This is a genomic window from Bradyrhizobium sp. USDA 3256 (assembly GCF_054058275.1).
Genome location: NZ_JBSSAE010000002.1, coordinates 6,093,079 through 6,112,246, shown reverse-complemented (window position 1 = coordinate 6,112,246; position 19,168 = coordinate 6,093,079). Strand labels below are relative to the sequence as shown.

The 19,168-nt window shown below is 66.3% G+C and carries 10 protein-coding genes and 1 pseudogene; 2 read left to right on the top strand and 9 right to left on the bottom strand.

The genetic code is table 11. From position 1 onward, the window contains the following. Positions 1–202: 202 nt before the first annotated feature. The 9 genes and pseudogenes from ACVWY5_RS30780 to ACVWY5_RS30740 all read right to left on the bottom strand — a co-directional run bounded on the left by ACVWY5_RS30780 (position 203) and on the right by ACVWY5_RS30740 (position 11,811). Positions 203–640: an SRPBCC family protein gene (locus tag ACVWY5_RS30780; RefSeq protein ID WP_016847814.1), complete on the bottom strand. Its 438-nt coding sequence runs from the start codon at positions 638–640 to the stop codon at positions 203–205. A 9-nt stretch (positions 641–649) separates the two neighbouring features. Next, positions 650–3,544, bottom strand: a complete 2,895-nt coding sequence (locus ACVWY5_RS30775) for a flotillin family protein (protein WP_028333317.1) — start codon at positions 3,542–3,544, stop codon at positions 650–652. Between the two features lie 25 nt (positions 3,545–3,569). Beyond that, on the bottom strand, positions 3,570–4,403 hold the full coding sequence (locus tag ACVWY5_RS30770) for a phosphoenolpyruvate hydrolase family protein (protein ID WP_028333316.1): 834 nt from the start codon (positions 4,401–4,403) through the stop codon (positions 3,570–3,572). Positions 4,404–4,406: 3 nt separating this feature from the next. Then, positions 4,407–6,617, bottom strand: coding sequence for an ABC transporter permease (locus tag ACVWY5_RS30765; protein WP_028333315.1), 2,211 nt, complete (start codon positions 6,615–6,617; stop codon positions 4,407–4,409). Beyond that, positions 6,610–7,393: pseudogene (locus ACVWY5_RS30760) on the bottom strand (ABC transporter ATP-binding protein). The gene ACVWY5_RS30765 and the pseudogene ACVWY5_RS30760 overlap by 8 nt, the downstream one beginning before the upstream one ends. Continuing rightward, positions 7,386–8,471 (bottom strand): branched-chain amino acid ABC transporter permease, encoded by a 1,086-nt coding sequence (locus ACVWY5_RS30755; RefSeq protein WP_028333314.1) that lies wholly within the window; start codon positions 8,469–8,471, stop codon positions 7,386–7,388. The pseudogene ACVWY5_RS30760 and the gene ACVWY5_RS30755 overlap by 8 nt, the downstream one beginning before the upstream one ends. 3 nt (positions 8,472–8,474) lie before the next feature. Next, on the bottom strand, positions 8,475–9,485 hold the full coding sequence (locus ACVWY5_RS30750) for a branched-chain amino acid ABC transporter permease (RefSeq protein WP_028333313.1): 1,011 nt from the start codon (positions 9,483–9,485) through the stop codon (positions 8,475–8,477). 120 nt (positions 9,486–9,605) lie between these two features. Continuing rightward, positions 9,606–10,424 (bottom strand): helix-turn-helix transcriptional regulator, encoded by an 819-nt coding sequence (locus ACVWY5_RS30745; RefSeq protein ID WP_028333312.1) that lies wholly within the window; start codon positions 10,422–10,424, stop codon positions 9,606–9,608. Positions 10,425–10,560: 136 nt separating this feature from the next. After that, complete coding sequence (locus tag ACVWY5_RS30740; RefSeq protein ID WP_028333311.1) at positions 10,561–11,811, bottom strand: ABC transporter substrate-binding protein; 1,251 nt, start codon at positions 11,809–11,811, stop codon at positions 10,561–10,563. Between the two features lie 977 nt (positions 11,812–12,788). Here ACVWY5_RS30740 and ACVWY5_RS30735 point away from each other — a divergent pair. Together ACVWY5_RS30735 and ACVWY5_RS30730 are read left to right on the top strand one after the other, a co-directional pair. Then, positions 12,789–14,813, top strand: coding sequence for an autotransporter assembly complex protein TamA (locus ACVWY5_RS30735; RefSeq protein ID WP_456671730.1), 2,025 nt, complete (start codon positions 12,789–12,791; stop codon positions 14,811–14,813). Then, positions 14,813–19,162, top strand: a complete 4,350-nt coding sequence (locus tag ACVWY5_RS30730) for a translocation/assembly module TamB domain-containing protein (RefSeq protein ID WP_028333309.1) — start codon at positions 14,813–14,815, stop codon at positions 19,160–19,162. Before ACVWY5_RS30735 ends, ACVWY5_RS30730 begins: the two co-directional genes overlap by 1 nt. Positions 19,163–19,168 lie beyond the last annotated feature (6 nt).

Genomic DNA, 19,168 nt, shown 5'->3' with positions numbered 1-19,168 from the left:
ATCTGCGGTTTTGATGTCTCGAGCCGCGTGCCTCACCTCTCCCCAGCGGGGAGAGGTCGGCGCGTTGCGCCCGGTGAGGGAGCGCAGGTCCCACGAGGGTCCGCAACCCCTCACCCGGATCGCATCTTGCGATGTGATCCGACCTCTCCCACAAGGGGAGAAGTGGACCGTCTGCTCGGAGAGATCTGATCTATGCATTCCGCTATCCCCCGAACGCCCGCTTCAGCGCGTCGAAGCCACCCTGGAACACGCCGCCGCCGATATTGTTGACGAGCTCCGCCTCGCGTTCCGGCGCGCAGTCGAATTCGGCGGTCCATTCCAGGAAGGTCTGGTCGCCGTCGGTGACCGGCGTGAGCCGCAAGGTCGCGACGTAGTTCTCGACGCCCATCGGCGATTCCAGGATCGAATAGGTGCAGAACATGTCGTAGTCGGACAGCCCGAGCAGCTTCTCGCGGATGCGATCGCCGTTGCGCAGTCGGAAATCCCTGACGCAGCCGATCTTGTCGGAGGGCTCGCCGCCCTCGATCCGGCTTTCGGCGATCGCGGGATGCCAGTTCGGCAGCCCGTTGAAATCGCGGACGCGGGCCCAGACCCGGTCGTTGCGGGCGTTGACGACGGTGGAAACGTAAACCCGTGCCATGGCGTGAGCTCAGTCCTTCTTGCGCGGCGTGCGCTCAGGTCGCGCCGGCTCGCCGCCGCCCTCGGGCGCCGTCGGCGTGGCATCGCTGCCGCTCTTGCGTGCGGAATCCTTGATGCCCTGCATGTCGCGGGCCTCGCGGATCAGGCCGGGCATCTTGGCGAGACTGCCGCCCTCGACGCCGATATCCGACAGGATCGAGTCGATCAGCGGCGCCTGCACGCGGTAGCGCAGCGCCGAGTCGATCACCTCGTCGGTGGCGCTGCGGCCGGTGCCGTTGCCGTGGCCATTGCCGTTGAGGCCGTCGACCTGGAGGATGCGGATGCCTTCGATCTTCTCCATCGGCTTGACGCTCTCGCGGACGATGCCCTCGATCCGGTCGAGCAGCTTGCGGCGGAACAGCGAGTAGCGCGCCTGGTCGGTCAACACGTTCTCGGCTTCGTTGAGCAGGCGCTGCGCCTCGGCCTCGACCGCGGCGCGGACGCGTTCGGCTTCCGCGGCGATCCTGGTCTCCTCGGCCTGCTTCTCGGCCAGCAGCACCTCGACGGTCTTGCGCCGCTTGGCGATCTCGCTTTCGCGCGCGGTGACGACGCGCTCGGCCGCTTCGGTTGCACGGATCCGGGCGTCCTCGGCCGCGGCGCGCGCCGCGGATTCTTCCAGCGACTTCTGATGCAGCGCGATAGCCTTCTCCATCAGTGCTGTCTCGACGTCCTTCTCTCTGTTGACCTCGAGCTTGCGCAGCTCGCGCTCGCGGCCGATGCGGGCCTCGTCGAGGCCACGGTCGGAGGCGATGCGGGCGCGCTCGACCTCCTCGCGGGCGACGATCTCGGCCTCCTGCAACGACTGGTTGCGGGCGACCTCGAGCTGCTCGATCGCACGGCGCCGCTCGATCCGGGCCGTCTCCAGCGCCTGCTCGCGCGAGACGTCGGTGGTGTCGATGTCCTTGCGCGCCACAATTTCGGCCTGCCGGACTTGCCGGTCGGCATCGATCCGCTCGGAGCGCTTGGCGGCGAGCGCGATCACGCGCTCCTCGTCGGCGAGCTCGATCGCCTTCTTCTGGTCGATGTTGAGTACTTCGCGGGTCCTGGAGGAGGCGATCCGCTCGCTCTCCAGCGTCAGCTCGACATCGATGCGCTGCCGTTCGATGGCGTCGCGGCGCTTCAGCTCGGCGGCCTCGATCGCCTCGGTGCGCGCGATCTCGAGCCCGCGGGTTTCGCGCTCGGCGCGGATGCGCTGCGCGGCGACCGACTTCTCCTGCGAGATCCGCGCCGCCTCGATCGCCTCGCGGGAGGCGATATCGGCTTCCTCGATCGCGCGGGTGCGCGCGATCTCAAGGGCCCGGACGTGCTCTTCCTGGGCGATCCGCGACGCTTCGGTGGCTTCGCGGGCACTGATCCCGGCGATCTCGACCGCCTGGTTGCGCTCGATTTCGAGCTTGCGCGTGGTGTGGTCGGCGGCGATGCGCTCGGCGGCCAGCATCTTCTCGCGCGCGATGCGGGCAGCCTCGACCGCCTTCTGCGCCTCGATCTCGGCTTCCTGGATGGTTCGGACCTGCTGGATCTCCAGCGCGCGGGTGCGCTCGTCGGATGAGATACGCTCGACATTGACCGTCATGGTCTGGGCGATACGCGCCTTCTCGGTGGCCTCGCGCGCGGCGATCTCGGCTTCGTCGACCGCGCGGGTGCGCTCGATCTCACGGCGCCGGGTCTCTTCCTCATTGGCGATGCGGGCGTCGGTGACGACGCGGTCCTGCTGGATGCGGGCCTTCTCGATCGCTTCGCGGGCGGCGATCTCGGCTTCCTCGACCGTGCGCATCCGCTCGATCTCGCGCTGGCGCACCTCGCGCTCGGAGGCGATGCGGGTGGTGTCGACCGAGCGTTGGTTGGCGATCCGGACCTTCTCGATCTCCTCGCGGGCCAGCAGCTCCTTCTCTTCGACCGCCCGCGTCCGCTCGATCTCCTTGTGCCGGGTCTCGCGTTCCGAGGCGATCCGGGCTTCGGTGATCGCTTGCTCGTTGGCGATGCGCGCCTTCTCGATGGCTTCGCGCGCGGTGATCTGGGCCTGCTCGGCCTCGGTCTCGCGTAGTGCGCGCTCGCGGGCCACTTCGGTGCGCTGCAAGGCGCGGCGCATCTCGATGTCGCGTTCCTGTTCGAGGCGGGCGGTCTCGCTTTCGCGCTCGATCTCCAGCGCCTGCCGCTCGGCCTCGAGATTACGGGAGCGGATCTTGATCATCGAGTCCTGCTCGATGTCGTTGCGCAGCTTGCGCTTGGCCTCGATGTCTTCCATCAGGCGGGTCAAGCCTTCGGCGTCGAAGCGGTTCGAGGGATTGAAATATTCGAGGTCGGTCTGATCGAGATCGGTGATCGCGACCGACTCCAACTCGAGGCCATTCTGCGCCAGTGCTTCGGCGGCATTGGCCTTGACGCGCGCCACATAGTCGCCGCGCTGCTCGTGCATCTGCTCCATCGTCATCTCGGAGGCGACCGAGCGGATCGCGGAGATGAATTTGCCGGAGAGCAGGGTGTGGAGTTGCTCGGGCTCCATGGTGCGGCGGCCGAGCGTGGCGGCAGCGATCGAGACCGCTTCGCGGGTCGGCTGAACCCGGACGTAGAAATCGGCCTCGATGTCGACGCGCATCCGGTCGCGGGTGATCACGGCGTCCTGCCGGGAGCGCACGATCCCCATCGGCAGCACGTTCATGTTGACCGGCGTGTAGTCGTGGATGAAGGGCAGCACGAAAGCGCCGCCATTGATCACCACGCGCTCACCGAGGAAGCCGGTGCGGACGAAGGAGACCTCCTTCGACGAGCGGTGATACAGCCAGTTCACGACATAGACGATGATGACGATCGCGACGATTGCTACGATGAGCCAGAGGATCAATTCACCGACCAGCATCCCCGACATCTCTTCCTCCCTTGGTCCACGGCGGCTAGCGCGCGCCGATCGCCTTGAATTTGCGAACCTGATCGGTCAGCGCCCGCTCGACCGGCAGGCGCTCCATCGAGGAGGCGCCGTAGAAGCCGTGGCAGTTGCGGGTCTTCTTCATAATGAAGTCGGCATCCGCGGGGTCCGCGATCGGACCGCCGTGCGCGAGCACGATGATGTTCGAATTGACGCTGAGCGCAGCTTCCGCCCAGGCCTCGATGCGGGCAGGGCAGTCGGCGAGCTTCGGCGCGGTCTGCGCGCCGATCGTGCCGCCTGTGGTCAGACCCATATGGCAGACGATGATGTCGGCGCCGGCGATCGCCATCGCGGCGGCCTCCTGCTCGCTGAACACATAGGGCGTGGTCAGCATGTTCTTCTCATGCGCCTTCGCGATCATGTCGATCTCCAGCGCGTAGGACATTCCGGTCTCTTCGAGATTGGCGCGGAAGGTGCCGTCGATCAGACCGACGGTCGGGAAGTTCTGCACGCCGGCAAAGCCGAGCGCCTTGAGCTGGTCCAGGAAGACGTCCATGTCGCGGAACGGATCGGTGCCGTTGACGCCGGCGAGCACCGGCGTCCTGCTCACCACCGGCAGCACCTCGCCGGCCATCTCGACGACGATCGCGTTGGCATCGCCATAGGGCATCAGTCCGGCGAGCGAGCCGCGGCCGGCCATGCGGTAGCGGCCGGAATTGTAGATCACGATCAGGTCGACGCCTCCAGCCTCCTCGCATTTCGCCGACAGTCCCGTGCCGGCGCCGCCGCCGACGATCGGCTCGCCGCGTGCGATCATGGCGTGAAATTTCTTCAACAGCGCATTGCGTTCAAACCTGGCCATGGGTCACCTCGCCACTCTCCGCCGACCACCGGCGCGTCCGAGCAAAGGGCGGAACGCGTTGACGATAGCGGCGGTGAACTCGGGATCGTTGATGTTGCGCTTGATGCGGATGATCTGCCGGTTGCCGGTCTGGCGCACGGTGCGCTCCAGCGCGCGGAACAGCGCCGCATCGGCCTCCGGGTCCCAAAACGGCTGGGCGGGCGCATCGAGCGCGGAGACGCCGCCCTCGGGCAGGAAGAAGCGCACTGGCCCGTCCATCTGGTTGAGCCGTTCGCCGATCCAGCGGCCGATGCGCTCGTTTTCTTCCGGCGTGGTCCGCATCAACGTGACCTGCGGATTGTGGATGTGGAATTTGCGTTGCCGATAGCGTTCCGGGATCATGTCGGGTGCGCCGAAGTTCACCATGTCAAGCGCGCCGACCGAGCCGACATAGGGCACGCGGCTGCGGATGATGGCGCCGAAGCGATCCTCGGTCGCCGGGAACACGCCGCCCATCAGCAAGTCGCAGACCTCGGTCGTGGTGAGGTCGATCACGCCGGCGAGTTGCCCGGACTCGACCAGCTTCTCCATCGAGCGGCCGCCGACGCCGGTGGCGTGGAAGACGAGGCACTCGAAATCCTCGCGCAGGTCGGCCGCGATCTTCTGCACGGCCGGGGTGGTGACGCCGAACATGCTGATGCCGATCGCCGGAAGATTCGCGCCTGCATCGCGCTGCTTGCCGGTCTGCTCATCGAGCCGCGCCTTGACCATGCCGACCAGCGCATGAGCGCCGTTGCCGAGCACCGTGCGCGAAATCGAGTTGAGACCCTGCACGTCGGTCACCGAATACATCATGGTGATGTCGGCGGGACCGACATAGGGACCGACGTCGCCGGACGCGACCGAGGAGATGATCAGCTTCGGCACGCCGACCGGCAGCGCGCGCATGCCAGGAGCGACCAGGGACGCGCCGCCGGAGCCGCCCGCGGAAATGATCCCGGCGATATTGCCCTGGCGGCGCAGCCATCGCTCGAACGCCTCCGCCATCGCCGTCACCGAGGCGCCGCGATCGGCGCCGAACACGCCGGAGCCGCCGCGGCCGTGGTTCAGTGCGATCTCCTGCGCGGTGACATCGCAGCTCGCCGCTTTGCCGCTGGTCGAGACGTCGACCAGTCGCGTGCGCAGGCCGCTGCCGGCGATGATATCGCGGATGAAGCGCAGCTCGGCACCCTTGGTGTCGAGCGTGCCGACGATGAGGACGACCGGCGGCCCGGACGTTCGGGAGGTCGTCGGTTCGCGTCGCTGCCGGGTTGCCTCCTCGAGCCGCGTGACTCCGGCGGACTGTGTCCGCGCGGCGGCCTCGATGCGGGCGATCGGCACCGGCTGCGACCAGCGGGTCGGCAGCACGGGATTGGAGACGTAGACGCGGGTCGGTCCCCTGCGCTGCGGCTGCGGCGCGCCGGCCGTTTCGATCTTTACCGGCGCAGTCTCGGCGTCGGTCTCGTCAGCGCCATGAGTGCCGACGCCGAGCAACCGCTGCTGCAGCTCGCGGTCGGTTGCAAGGCGGGCGGAATCGATGATCCGGTTGATCCGGCCATTGACCATGATGGCGACGTTGCGCGACACCGCCGTCGCCACACCGATGTTCTGCTCGATGACCAGCACGGAGATGTCGCCCTCATCGCCGAGGCGCAGCAGCATGTCCTCGACCTGGGCAACGATCACGGGCGCAAGGCCTTCGGTCGGCTCGTCCATGATCAGCAGATGCGGATTGGTCAGCAATGCGCGCGAGATCGCGAGCATCTGCTGCTCGCCGCCGGAGAGCTGGTTGCCGCCGTTGTTCTTGCGCTCGGCGAGGCGCGGGAAGGTGTCGTAGATTCGCTCGATGGTCCAGGCGCCGCGCCGCAGGCCACCGGCAAGCGCGAGGTGTTCGTCGACGGTCAGCGAGCGCCACAGGCGGCGGCCCTGCGGCACATAGCCGACGCCGAGCCGGGCGATCCGCGCCGGATTGAGCCGCGTGACCTCCTCGCCGCGGATCCGGATCGAGCCGCCGCTGGCGCGCACGAGGCCCATGATGGCCTTGCACAGCGTGGTCTTGCCCATGCCGTTGCGGCCGACCACCGAGAACACGCCGGACTCGAGCGTGAGATCGACGCCCTGCAACGCGTGCGAATGGCCGTAGTAGACGTCGAGGCCTTTCACCTCGAGAGCGGGCACTGCCCGGCGGTCATTCATGGCCGCCTCCGAGATAAAGCTCCTGCACCTCGGGATCGGATTCGATCTCGCGCGGCAGGCCTTCCTTGAAGATGCGGCCGTTGTGCATCATCGTGACGCTCTCGACGACGCGGAGCGCGACGTCCATGTCGTGCTCGATGATGATGTAGCCGATATGCGCCGGCAGCGAGGTCAAGATCTCGATCAGCTCGCGCCGCTCGGTCGGCGACAGACCCGCCGCCGGCTCGTCGAACAGGATGAAGCGCGGCGCGCCGGCCAGCGCCAGCGCGATCTCGAGCTGCCGCTGCTGACCATGTGCGAGCTCGGCGACGCGCTGGTCCTTCACGCCGCTGAGGTGCACGGCCTGGACCAGCGTTTCGGTCGCGTGCATCAGCGCATCGTTCTGCCCCGGGCGCAGGAACGAGAAGCGGCCGCGCGAGACGCCGCGGCAGGCGAGGTAGACGTTGTCCTGCACCGTGAGGCCGGGGAACAGCGCCGAGATCTGGTAGGTGCGGCGTAGGCCCCGGCGGATGCGCTCATAGGGCGGGAACTGGGTGATGTCCTCGCCGAAGAAGCGGATCGTGCCGGAGGGAGGGCGGAAAGTCGCCGGTGATGCAGTTGAACAGCGTGGTCTTGCCGGCGCCGTTCGAGCCGAGCACCGCGCGCCTTTCGCCCGGCCGCACAGTGATGGTGACGTCGGTCAGCGCGGCCAGCGCGCCGAACAGCCGCGTCACGCCGCGCAACTCGAGCGCCGCGCCGGCGCCGACCACGGACAGCCGCTGCGCGACGCTATCCATGGCGGCCTCCGCCTGAGCGTTGGGTCGAGGATGCATTGCGCCGCCGCCAGCGTTCCCAGAGGCCGATCACGCCGTCGGACGACCAGAACACGATGGCGAGGAAGCCGAGCCCGATCAGCAGCCGGAAGCGATTGCCGTCGAGCCCGAACTTGATCAGCACGTCGAGCGCGAAGGTCCGCAGCAGCACGAAGATCAGCGCGCCGATGAAAGGTCCGATCGGCCGCGTGATGCCGCCGACCACGGCGATGATCAGCACGTCGATGCAGGCGCCGACGCTGACCGAGCCGGGCGAGATCTGCCGATAGTTCCAGACCTGCAGCACGCCGCCGAGCGCGGCGATGAAGGCCGCGAAGGCGTAGGCCGCGATGCGGTGCGCATTGGGGTTGAAGCCGAGCGCCGCCATGCGGCGGGAATTGTCGCGGACCCCCTGCAGTGCGAGGCCGAACGGCGCGCGCGAGACATACTGGACGGCGAAGTAGCAGATCGCGGCGACGCCGAGCGCGACATAATAGAAGGCGATATCGGCGCGCCAGTCGACGCCCCAGAAATGCGGCGTCGCGACGGTGTTGATGCCGGTGTGGCCGTTGAAGATCGCCCAGTTCTGGTTGGTGAAGTAGTAGAACGCAGCGCCGATCGCCAGCGTAATCATGATGGTGTAGATGCCCTCGGTGCGCACTGCGAGCGCGCCGCCGAGCGTGCCGAACAGCGTCGCCAGCGCCAGCGCCATCGGGGTTGCCAGCCACCACGGCCAGCCGAGGCTGATATTGGCGTTGCCGCTGATGCCGAACACCGCGACCATGTAGCCGGCGAAGCCCGCGATGGTGAGCTGCATCAGGCTGACCATGCCGCCATAGCCGGCGAGGAACATCAGGCTGAGCGCGATGATGCCGAGGATCAGGGTGGTGGCGAAGATCTCGATCAGGAAGAAGCCGTTGGCGATCAGCGGCATGATCACGAGGACCAGCGCGACCAGCCAGGCCGCGGGGTTCTGTAATTCCGGCCAGGCACGGACCCAGGCGCGGCGGGGCGCGTCGGCGGATGGATCGGGGCGGAACTGGGCGCTCTGGAGCAGCGACATCGGTCATCGCCTCGCGAGCAGGCCCTGCGGCCGCAGCGCCAGCACCAGCACCATGATCAGGAAGGTGACGACGATGGCGTAGGTCGGGATGTAGACCGAGCCGAGCTGCTCGGCGAGGCCGATGATGACGGCGCCGAGCGCCGCTCCCGGGATCGAGCCCATGCCGCCGACGATCACGACGACGAGCGAGGCGAGCAGGAACCGCGTATCCTCGCCCGGCGACAGCGACTGGAAGGTGCCGCCGACCACGCCGGCAATGCCGGCAAGGCCCGCGCCGAGCGCGAACACCAGTACGAACACCAGCTGGATCCGCACCCCGGTCGCGGCCAGGATGTCGCGGTCGTCGACGCCGGCACGCACGATCATGCCGATCCGCGTGCGGTTGAGCGCCAGCCACATCGCGATCCCGATCACGACGGCGGCCGCGAAGATCACCAGCCGCACCAGCGGATATTGTAGATAGACCGGTTCGCCCGATGATTTGATCGCGGTCAGCAGCGGCAGCTGGATCGGGCCGATCAGCCAGCTCGGGGTCTGGATCTGGTAGAAGTCGCCGCCGAACACCCAGAGCATCAGATCGGCGAACACGATTGACAGCCCGATCGTCACCATGGTCTGCCTGAGGTCCTGACCCTCCATGCGTCGGAACACGACGAGCTGCAGGATCACGCCGACCAGCGCCACCGCGATGAAGGCGATGATGAAGCTGAGGAGCCACGACCCGGTCCAGCTGCTGATCGCGTAGCCGACATAGCCGCCGAACAGATAGAGCGAGCCGTGCGCAAGGTTGACGTTGCGCATCAGGCCGAAGATCAGCGTGAAGCCGCTGGCCACCAGGAAGTAGAGCCCGCCGAGCGTGATGCCGTTCAGCACCGCGTTGAGGAACACGCGCTTGCGGCCGATCGCGGCCTCCAGCCCCGGCGGCCAGATCGCGAACACCAGCCACGCGAGCACCGCGACCGCGATGATTACGATCAGCGCCCAGGCCGGATGGCGTTCGATGAACCTGGCCATCTCCGTCGCGTTCCCTCACTGGTCGCGGCCGTCTGCCGGGCCGCGTGTCCAGTATCCTACCGAGGGCGAGAGCTCAGGATTTGATCGACAGTATCTTTTATCGTGTGCTCCGGAACTCCTTCACGGCCGCAACACCTTGGCGGCGCGGCGATAGTCGGTCGGCGCCATGCCGACATTGGCGGCGAAGAAGCGGGTGAAGCCGCTCTGCGAGGAGAAACCGAGGTCGAAGCCGATATCGGCGATCGGCGTCTCGGTCGCGACCAGCGCATCGAGCGCCTGCTCCATGATCAGCGTGTTCATGTAGAGGTGAGGGGTGACGCCGGTCTGGGTGCGGAACAGCCGGTAGAAATGCGGCCGGGACAGCCCGGCCTCGCGCGCGATCGCATCGAGCTCGATCTCGGCGCCGGGGCTTTCCGACATCAGCTTGATCGATTTGCGGACCCTGAAGTCGGTTACCGCGGCCGCCGCGCGCGCGTCCTGCGCGGCCTGCCAGCTCTCCTCGTAGCAGGAGTCGATCAGCTGCCGGAGTTCGCAATCGAGGCTGCGCAGCGACGGCGCGCCGCACACCAGTGCTGCGGTGCGGCGGATCAGCCGGTCGAGCACTTCGGTGCGCGGAAAGAAGGTGCGGCCGAACCGCAGGCCCTGTGCCGTCGCGGGCTGCGGCGCGAACCATTCGGCGTTGACATAGAGCACGAAGAAGATCGCGCCGTGGTCCATGTCGGTCGGCAGAAAGTTGTGCGGTTCCCACGGGTTGACCGCGACCACGGTATCGTCCTTGAGCAGCAGCCGCTGCTCCGAGACGTCGATCTGCGCCGGCGTTCCGCCGACATGAAAGATCAGATGCCCCTCGCGGTGCGCATGCACGTTGAAGGGACGGTTCAACTGATAGACCGTCGCGCGACCGAACCGGCCGTGGAAGACGGCAAGCGCCCTGCTCATGCCTCCCCTCCCGCGGGATGTTCTTGTCTTTTCGACAAGCGTTCATCATCCGCCCGCGGAAAGCAAGGGCGAGCAGGGCTCTTGATGCAACCGCGCACCATGCCGCGGCCGTTCAGCCTGCACTGCAACAAATACGTCAGTACTTCTTGCACTCCGGGACCGTGCGGCTCGGCAGGCCGATCTTGGCGAACACGGCCGGATCGTAGCCCAGCGTCTGGTTGACGTTCGGGATCACCTTGACGACCTTGCTAAACAGCGCGCCCTTGCCGTCATCGACCACCTCGGTGACGAAATTGGTGCCGATCGCCTGGCGGTTGGAGTCGAGCTTGATCTTGCCGTTCGGCGCGTCGATCTCGATCTTCGCCAGCGCGTCCTTGAGCTTGGCCTGGTTGTTGGAGAGATCGCCATTGACCTGGCGCAGCGCCAGGATCAGCGCCATCGTCGAGCCGTAATAGTTGGTCGCGAGAAGCGACGGGCTCGGGAAGCGTTTGGCCGGCGGGAAGGCATCCTGATAGGCCTTGACGAATTTCTGCCAGCCCGGATCCTCCCAGGTATCGGCCTGGCCGCTGGCGGCGATGGTGCCGATCAGCGCGTTCTTGGCATTGCCCTTCGACGACAGGATGGTCTGGTCGATCATGATCGAGCCGCCCATCAGATGCGCCTTGCCGCCGGCCTGCTGATACTGGTTGAGGAAGTTGACGGCATCGGCGCCGCCGAGGCCGAGATAGATCGCATCGACATCGTCAGGCAGCGCGGCGATCACGGAGGCAAAGTCCTTGGTGCCGAGCGGCACCCATTGCCGGTTGGTGACCTGGCCGCCGGCGCCGCAGAACTCGAGCACCAGGCCAAACACCTGGGTGTAGATGAAGGAGTAGTCCTCGCCGACGGTCGCGATCTTGCGATAGCCCTTGGTCTCGTAGGCGTATTTGCCGAGGCCGACCTGCCACTGCGCGCCGTCCATGTTGTAGCGGAAGAAGTTCGGCGCCGGATCGACATAGGTCGTCTCCTGCGCGCCGGATGCGGCGTTAACGAAGGTCAGCTCCGGATGGGTCTTGGCGAAATTCTTGACCGCGATGCCTTCGTCGCCGGACAGCGGCGATAGCAGGATCTGCACCTTGTCCTGCTCGATCAGCTTGCGCACCGCGCGCACCGCGGAGTCGGGCGTCGCGTCGGTCGAGGCGACGACGAATTCGAGCTCCTTGTCGCCGATCTTCTTGCCGAGCACGTTGAGCGCCGTCTGGAAGCCGCGCATGCCGTCCTCGCCGAGCACCGTGTAGGTGCCCTCGAGCGTCGCGGTGACGCCGACCTTGATCTTCTCCTGAGCGAACGCCGTGCCCGAAAGCAACAGGCTGCTCAACGCAATCAGTCCCAAACTGCCTTTCAACATCGCGCTCCTCCCTCTGTGTTGTCGCCGGCGTCCGCTTGGCGTGCGAAGGCTGGTGGACGTCCGGTTGTTGCCGGCAAAGCTAGCCGAAGGCGGGCGCGGCGCGGATGTCGTCGGCGCCGGGTGGCTTAACGGGCAGTCTCATTTTGATTGTTGCGCCGCAGCGCGGCTCGCGGCGCAATGCCGCGGAGCTTGTTCTGTGTCATCACCGCGCATGCGGGTGATCCGGTCCAGAGACGCCGAGAGGCTGCGGCGTACTGGATCGCCCGCCTTCGCGGGCATAATACCGGGCAGAATGAAAGCACACGACTCCCTCCCCACGTCGTCCCTGCTTTCGCCGAGACGACACCGAATGTATTGCGCGCCGGTGAGTCATACTTCCGCGCTCTTGCGACATGATCTGTCCGAGCTTTGCATTTCGTTTCGCCACTTTGGAAACAAAGGGCGCAGGGAAAGCCGGGTGCCGATCGCACCCATAGGTCCCGCGTAATAAAGAACGCGGGAGGTAAGATCACAGCTGCGGCGGCTTGCGCCGTCGGGCAAATCAGTGGCAGGGCCCGGATTGGTTAATGCGCCTGCGCAACGCACCACCCGACGGGCTCTGCGTTGATCGGCCGCGGCAGCAGCCTGCCGGCTCGGCCTGAACTTGTTCCCCTGCATTTGCGGATTGGATCGGCCGAGCTTGCACTCTGCTTTTAACTGTCGACGATTCCAGCATCAGCGCCACGTAATCCTGATCACGCGCGTGGCGGATTGCTCGCAAGATGCGGTTGCCGGAACCGATGGAGGCGCGCATTGGAGGTCGGATAACTGCGACGAACATCGAGGTTCCCTTACGTTTGCCCAACATTGTCCATCATGAGTCTATCAACTTCGCGTGTGGTGCCTGTTGAATGCGGAGACAGGGGATCGCCGGAACCCGAGGTGCGGAGACTCGGGTCGTGTCAACAGGCAGGCGGAGCGGAACAATCAAGCAAATCGTGGTGCGACGATGCCTGCCGCCTTTGCCGGCGCGGGCAAGGCGAAGGTATTTCATCGCTGCGGCGCGACGCGTTCTGCGTTCGGCGTGCGTCGCTGTCGTCGGTTGCTCGCTGTGCGAGCAGGCTCACGCGCTCGACTTCTTTGGTCTGTTCGGTTCCGACGATCCGCCGCCGGTCAGCGCCACGACGTTGTCCTATCGGTTGGAGATCGAAGCCAAGACGCCGGAGGGCAAGAACGATAGCGACGCCGAACAGGCATTGCGCGATGCCGCCGGCACCTATCGCCTTCGACAGGAACCGCCGCCGGACGGGGATGGTCTCGCGCGCCGGCTGCAGGCGGATATCAATCCGATGCTCGATGCACTTTGGGGGCTTGGCCGCTACAACGCCCAGATCGATGTGACGATAGATGGAGTTCCAATCTCCCTCGACGAGACTGGGCTTGCCGCGGCCGCGCATCGGGCCGACAGCTTTCGCAATCGGACGGTTGTGCCCGTCAAGGTCATCGCGCGACTTGGTCCGTTGTTCAAGCTGCGCGCCGTTGATGTAGATTATCCGCGCGACCAAGCGCCGCAGGGCTTGCCGCGCCGCGCGTTTGCACTGAAGTCCGGGGATCCTGCGATTTCTGCCGACCTGCGCGCCGCGCAAGTGAAGCTCGTCGACTGGTTCCGCAGCAACGGACATCCGCTCGCGAAGGTCGCCGACGTCAAGGCCACTGTCGATCATGGCGCCGCTGCGATGGACTTTCGGTTGCGGGTCGAAGCGGGCCCCAAGGCCGGCATCGGCGCCGTGATGATCTCGGGCGGAGATGTCGATCCGAGAGTGGTGGCCACGCATGTCTACCTGAGGGAAGGCGAGCCCTATTCGCCAGAGCGGCTTGCCCTGGCGAAAACCTCGATCGCAAAGATCCCGGCCATCGGGGGAATTCGCGTCCGCGAGGCCGAGAAGCTCGATGCCAATGGCAATCTGCCGGTCTTCATCGATTTGGCGGAAAGGCCCAGGCACACGGTGGGCCTCTCGGCGAAATATTCCACTGTCGATGGTCCCGGCATTGCTGGCTATTACGAGGATCGGAACATATTCGGCGGCGGCGAGCGCCTGAGGCTCGAAGCGTCTGCCTCGCTCCTGCAACGGATCGACGGCACGTCCTTCACCGGCTTCAATAATCTGAGCGGCTCGGATTTTGGCGCACGGTTTACCGGCACCTTCATCAAGCCAGGCTTGTTCGGTACGGCCAACGATCTACTGATCGAGGCCACCGCGTTCCGCGAGCGTGTCGGCAACAACGACCTCGGCGGTTACACTGATGACACGGTGCGCGGCACATTCGGCGTGATCCATCGCTTTTCGGAGGCGGCTTCGCTGCAGGCCGGTCTTCAGGTCGAGCAATCAAAATCGCAGGACGTGCTGGGGCGGGTCGATGCGACATTGATCGGCTTCACGGCGACCGGCCGCTACGACACGACAGACAATCCGCTCGACCCCACGCGCGGTGTGCGCCTCTCGGCGACCGTCAATGCCTATCCGAAGCTGATGGGTTCCACGATCGATCTGCTCGAAGCGCGGGTTGCGGGCTCGGCCTACTATGCGCTCGACGAGCAGGCCGACTATGTTCTGGCGGGTCGGTTGGCCGCAGGCTCGCTTGCGGGCGCGCCGCTCGACCAGATTCCGGATGCACATCGCTTCTTCGCCGGCGGCGGCGGATCCGTGCGCGGTTACGGCTTCAACACCATTTCGCCGATGATGTTCGGCCAAATCACCGGTGGTCGCGGCCTGATCGAGGGCTCCGCCGAGGTGCGGGTCAGGATCACGCCCACCATCGGTCTCGTGCCATTCTTCGACTTTGGCACCGCCTCCCGATCATCCCTGCCAGGCTTCGACGACTATGTGGGCTACGGCGCGGGACTTGGCTTGCGTTATCTCACGCCAGTCGGCCCGATCCGCCTTGACGTTGCGACACCGCTGAACCCTCGCCCCGGCGACAGCCGTTACGCGATCTATGTCAGCATTGGGCAAGCCTTCTGATGCGCATCCGACGGCTGTTCATTATCGGTTCTGCCGTCGCGGCCTTGGGCCTCATCGCTGCCGCGGTGCTTGGTGTCGTTCTCTACGGAATGGTGAGCGGTAGCGGCGAGAACCAGCAGGATGTGCTAGCCACTCTCGTCTCGCGGACGCTCTCGACGCCGGCGACCCAGGTCCATGTCGGCGCCGTCGATGGTGTGCTGTCCTCGGATGCAACGGTCCGCGACGTTAGCATCACCGACAAGGACGGTGTCTGGCTGACGCTGGACAAGGCGCGCCTCGTCTGGCGACGCAGCGCATTGTTGCTGGGACGGCTGGAAATCGACCGTCTCGAGATCGGCACGCTTGAGATCAAGCGAAAACCGCTTCCGTCCGACCAGCCTGCCGCCGAGTCCGATCAGCCGATCCTGCCTGACCTTCCGGTGAAGGTGCAGGTGAAGGCTTTCGACCTGCGGGCCCTGACGCTGGGACAGTCGATTCTGGGTGAAGCTTTGAGTGTCGCAGCGACCGGCAATACCGAGCTCGGCTCGCCTTCGGAAGGGCTCGTCTTCAACCTCGATGCCACCCGCAAGGATTTTCCGGGCCACTTCAAGGCCGCTCTCGCCTACGTTCCGCAGGGAAATGCGCTTACCCTCGACGTCACGCTCGACGAGCCGGCCCACGGACTCATGTCGAAGCTCGGCCATCTGCCGGGCGAGCCGCCCGTCACATTCGCACTGGGCGGCAAGGGCACGCTCGACAGCTTTCGCGGTGCCCTGAAGTTGCAGGCCGGCCCCTCGATCGATGCGACCGGCGCGATTACGCTCGACCGAAACGGCACGGCCCGAGTGCTCGCAACGCGCCTTGCCAGCCACCTCGAACCGTTGTTGCCGGCGATCGCCGCGCCGGTCTTCGCCGGTGAAACCAGTCTCGACAGCACGACGCATTTTGGTGACGACGGCAGCGTCACCCTGGATGGGCTGACGCTTACGAGCCGTCTCGCGCGGCTCGACGCGAAAGGTCAGCTCGCAGCCGACAAGGTCGTGGATTTCGCGGCTTCGATCCGCGCCTTGCCAAGCAACGGCGACGTGACCGAGACTGACCAAGGCTCGATCCGCAGCCTCGTCTTCGACAGCCGCGTCAACGGCCCAATCAAGGCTCCGACAGCATCGGTCAAGCTCGCGCTATCGGGTGCTCATCTGCCGGACGGAGGCGTCGAGACGCTTGATGCGTCCATCACGGCCGTTCCTCGTGCCGAGGCCAGCGATCCGGCAACGCGTATCGTCCTTGACGGGAAACTGCGCGCTTCCGGCATTGTGCCACGCGACGCGAGTTTGGCGGCCGCGATCGGCAACACCGCGTCGATCGTGCTCCACGGCGATACGGACCTGGGCGGCCGCGCCAGGATCGAGCGTCTCGAGATCGGCACATCAACGGTTCAGGCAACTTATGCAGGCGATGTCAGCGCCGATCGCCTGAATGGCCGGGCAACCGGAACCGTGCCCGACCTCGGCGCCTTTGCCGACCTTGCCGGGCTGAAGCTCAAGGGCTCGGTGGCGTTCGGCCTCGATCTCGATACGGATCTCCAGCGTGGCAGCTTTGATATCAGAATGTCAGGTGCCGGCGAGAAGCTTGCGACCGGACTTGCGGCGCTCGATGGGCTCGCGGGCGCGCGGCTCGCACTTGCAGCCGATATCTCTGCTGATGGCCGCGACACTTACACGGTCCGCGACGCGTCGATCGATGGTGCTCATGTTGCGGTTCGCGCCAAAGGAACACTGACGCGCGACTCGAGTGACCTGTCGGCGCGTGTCGACCTGCCGGATCTCTCGGCGGCCGATGCGCGCCTTACCGGCGCGGGAGCTCTCGACGTCGGCCTGACCGGCGGGCTCGCGCATCCCGGGGTTTCGTTCGTGGCCTCGGTGGATCGCGCCACCGCGATGCGGCGTCCGATTCCGCATCTGGCGCTCGCCGCGACGGTCGACGACATTAACGGAGTCTGTGCCGTCGAGGCCAAGCTCGACGGCTCCGTCGACGGCAAGCCTGCGCGCGGGATCGTTCAGGTGAGCCGTCGGTCGTCGGAGCCCGACGATCGCGCAGCTGCCGCCTCTGCGGGATGGCACGCAAAGACCATCGACATCGCGATCGGGTCGGTATCCCTGAAGGGGGCGGCAACGATTGACGCACAGAGATTCGCCAGCGGGCAGATTCGCTTCGCAGCCGGGGCGCTCACCGACCTCTCGCCGCTTGCCCTTACAGAGCTCGCCGGTTCGGCCTCACTCGACCTTGCCGCTTCGGCCGATGGCGGCCAGCAGTCGGTCCGGCTTGCCGGCAAGGGCGCGGGAATCCGTGCCGCGGGTGCGACCGTCCGCAGTTTCGATCTGCGCGCCGATGGCGCCGATCTCTACAGCCATCCGGTGCTCAATGCTGATGCGCAGGTCAATGGCGCCGAGTTCGGCGGTCAGACAGTCTCAAACGTCACGCTGGCGGCCACGGGCAATGCGGATGCGAGCACGGTCGGCCTGTCCGCCAGGGCTGCCGGGTTCGATCTCGATGCCGCGGGTGCATTGACCACCAGGGAGCGGGTGCGGTTCGATCTCAACCGCTTCACCGCGCGCCGTGGCGCCAAAGCGATTGCGCTGCAGGGCCCCGCGGGCTTCACGCTCGACGATCGCACGGTGCTGATCGAGCATCTGGCGCTCGCAATTGGACGCGGCCGCTTCACGGTGGACGGCAAAGCCGGCCAGGTGCTCGACCTCAAGGTCATGGCGAGCGCGATCCCGCTCGGCGAGGCCGATGTCGCGATACCCGGTCTGGGCCTGAGCGGGACCCTCGACGCGTCAGCGGCGATTGCGGGCTCCATCAGCGCGCCGATCGGCCAGTACAAGGTCGCGGTCAGGCAGCTCACGGCGCCACAGACCAGAAACGCCGGCCTGCCGCCGATCGACGTTGCCGCGGACGGACGACTTGATGGCGGCCGCGCGAGCCTGAACACCACAATTGCCGCGGGAAGAGCCGGCGCGATCACGGCGTCGGGCACGGTGCCGCTCGACGCCACGGGTCTCATCGCGCTGACCGCGAAGGGCCGCCTCGATGCCGCCGTCGCCAATGCTGCGCTTGCCGCCTCCGGCCGTACCGTGTCCGGCAGCGTTACGCTCGATGCCCGTGTCGGCGGCACGCGTACCAAGCCACAGATCGGCGGTGTCGCCACCATGAGCGGGGGTACCTTCCGCGACAGCATGCTCGGCACGCGCCTCGATGCCGTCGAGGCGAAAATCACCGCCGGAGGAGAGCGCATCGTCGTGGAGCGCCTGGCCGCGGTAACGCCCAACGGCGGTACGTTGTCCGGCTCCGGTCAGGTACGGGTCGCCCCGGATGCAGGTTTTCCAGGCACGATCTCGATTCGCGGTCAGCAGGCGACGCTTGCTTCCAGCGCGCTGGCGACCGCGCAGGCCAATCTCGCTATCGACGTCACAGGCGCCCTGGCGCGCGATCCGCGGATCGTCGGTCACGTCGACTTGACTCGCGTCAACGTCGATATTCCGGATCGCCTGCCGTCGACGCTGAAGCCGATCGACGGCATCAACCATGTGAACGCCTCGGGACAGGCCGCTGCACGGCTCGCAGCTGCGCGCAAGGCCGAGACGCCGAAAGGCAACAAGAAGCGTCCGGCGCTTTTCAATGCTGCGCTCGACGTGACAGTTTCGGCGCCCAACCACGTCTTCATCCATGGCCGCGGGGTAACCGCGGAACTCGGCGGCTCCGTTCATGTCGGCGGCACGAGCAACGCGCCGGTCCCGAAGGGGGCCTTCTCGCTCTATCAGGGCAAGCTGGTGGTGCTCGGAAAGACGCTGACCTTCACCAAGGGCAATCTCTCCTTCAATGGTGATCTCGCGCCCGAGCTCGATTTCGCGGCAGAGATACAGGCCTCTGACATCACCGCGCAGGTCGGAATCTCGGGCCCGGCGGCCGCGCCGGTCTTCGCCTTCCATTCGCAGCCCGAGTTGCCGCAGGACGAGATCCTGTCGCGCATTCTCTTTCAGAAAGCTTCGGGCAGCCTGACGACCTCGCAGGCCGTGCAACTCGCAGGGGCCGCCGCTCAGTTCGCGAGCGGTGGCGAGGGAACGGTGGACCGCATGCGCCGCTCGCTCGGGGTCGACAATCTGGATGTGGGCGCCGGAGCGGGCGGTCCGATGGTCGGTGCCTCGCGCGCGATCGGCGACAGGCTGAGCGTGGGCGTGCGGACGGGCGCGAGCGCCAGCCAGTCAGGAGTGTCGGCCAATGTCGACGTGACGCGCCATATCCGCGTCGAGTCGGATGTCGATGCGAAGGGCTCGACATCCGTCGGAGTCGGCACGCGATTCGAATGGTAAAGGCGA

What these genes read in the sequence shown, in the direction of transcription:
- ACVWY5_RS30780 (WP_016847814.1), bottom strand. Translation starts at nt 640, where the DNA reads ATGGCACGGGTTTACGTTTCCACCGTCGTCAACGCCCGCAACGACCGG.
- ACVWY5_RS30775 (WP_028333317.1), bottom strand. Translation starts at nt 3,544, where the DNA reads ATGTCGGGGATGCTGGTCGGTGAATTGATCCTCTGGCTCATCGTAGCA.
- ACVWY5_RS30770 (WP_028333316.1), bottom strand. Translation starts at nt 4,403, where the DNA reads ATGGCCAGGTTTGAACGCAATGCGCTGTTGAAGAAATTTCACGCCATG.
- ACVWY5_RS30765 (WP_028333315.1), bottom strand. Translation starts at nt 6,617, where the DNA reads ATGAATGACCGCCGGGCAGTGCCCGCTCTCGAGGTGAAAGGCCTCGAC.
- ACVWY5_RS30755 (WP_028333314.1), bottom strand. Translation starts at nt 8,471, where the DNA reads ATGTCGCTGCTCCAGAGCGCCCAGTTCCGCCCCGATCCATCCGCCGAC.
- ACVWY5_RS30750 (WP_028333313.1), bottom strand. Translation starts at nt 9,485, where the DNA reads ATGGCCAGGTTCATCGAACGCCATCCGGCCTGGGCGCTGATCGTAATC.
- ACVWY5_RS30745 (WP_028333312.1), bottom strand. Translation starts at nt 10,424, where the DNA reads ATGAGCAGGGCGCTTGCCGTCTTCCACGGCCGGTTCGGTCGCGCGACG.
- ACVWY5_RS30740 (WP_028333311.1), bottom strand. Translation starts at nt 11,811, where the DNA reads ATGTTGAAAGGCAGTTTGGGACTGATTGCGTTGAGCAGCCTGTTGCTT.
- ACVWY5_RS30730 (WP_028333309.1), top strand. Translation starts at nt 14,813, where the DNA reads ATGCGCATCCGACGGCTGTTCATTATCGGTTCTGCCGTCGCGGCCTTG.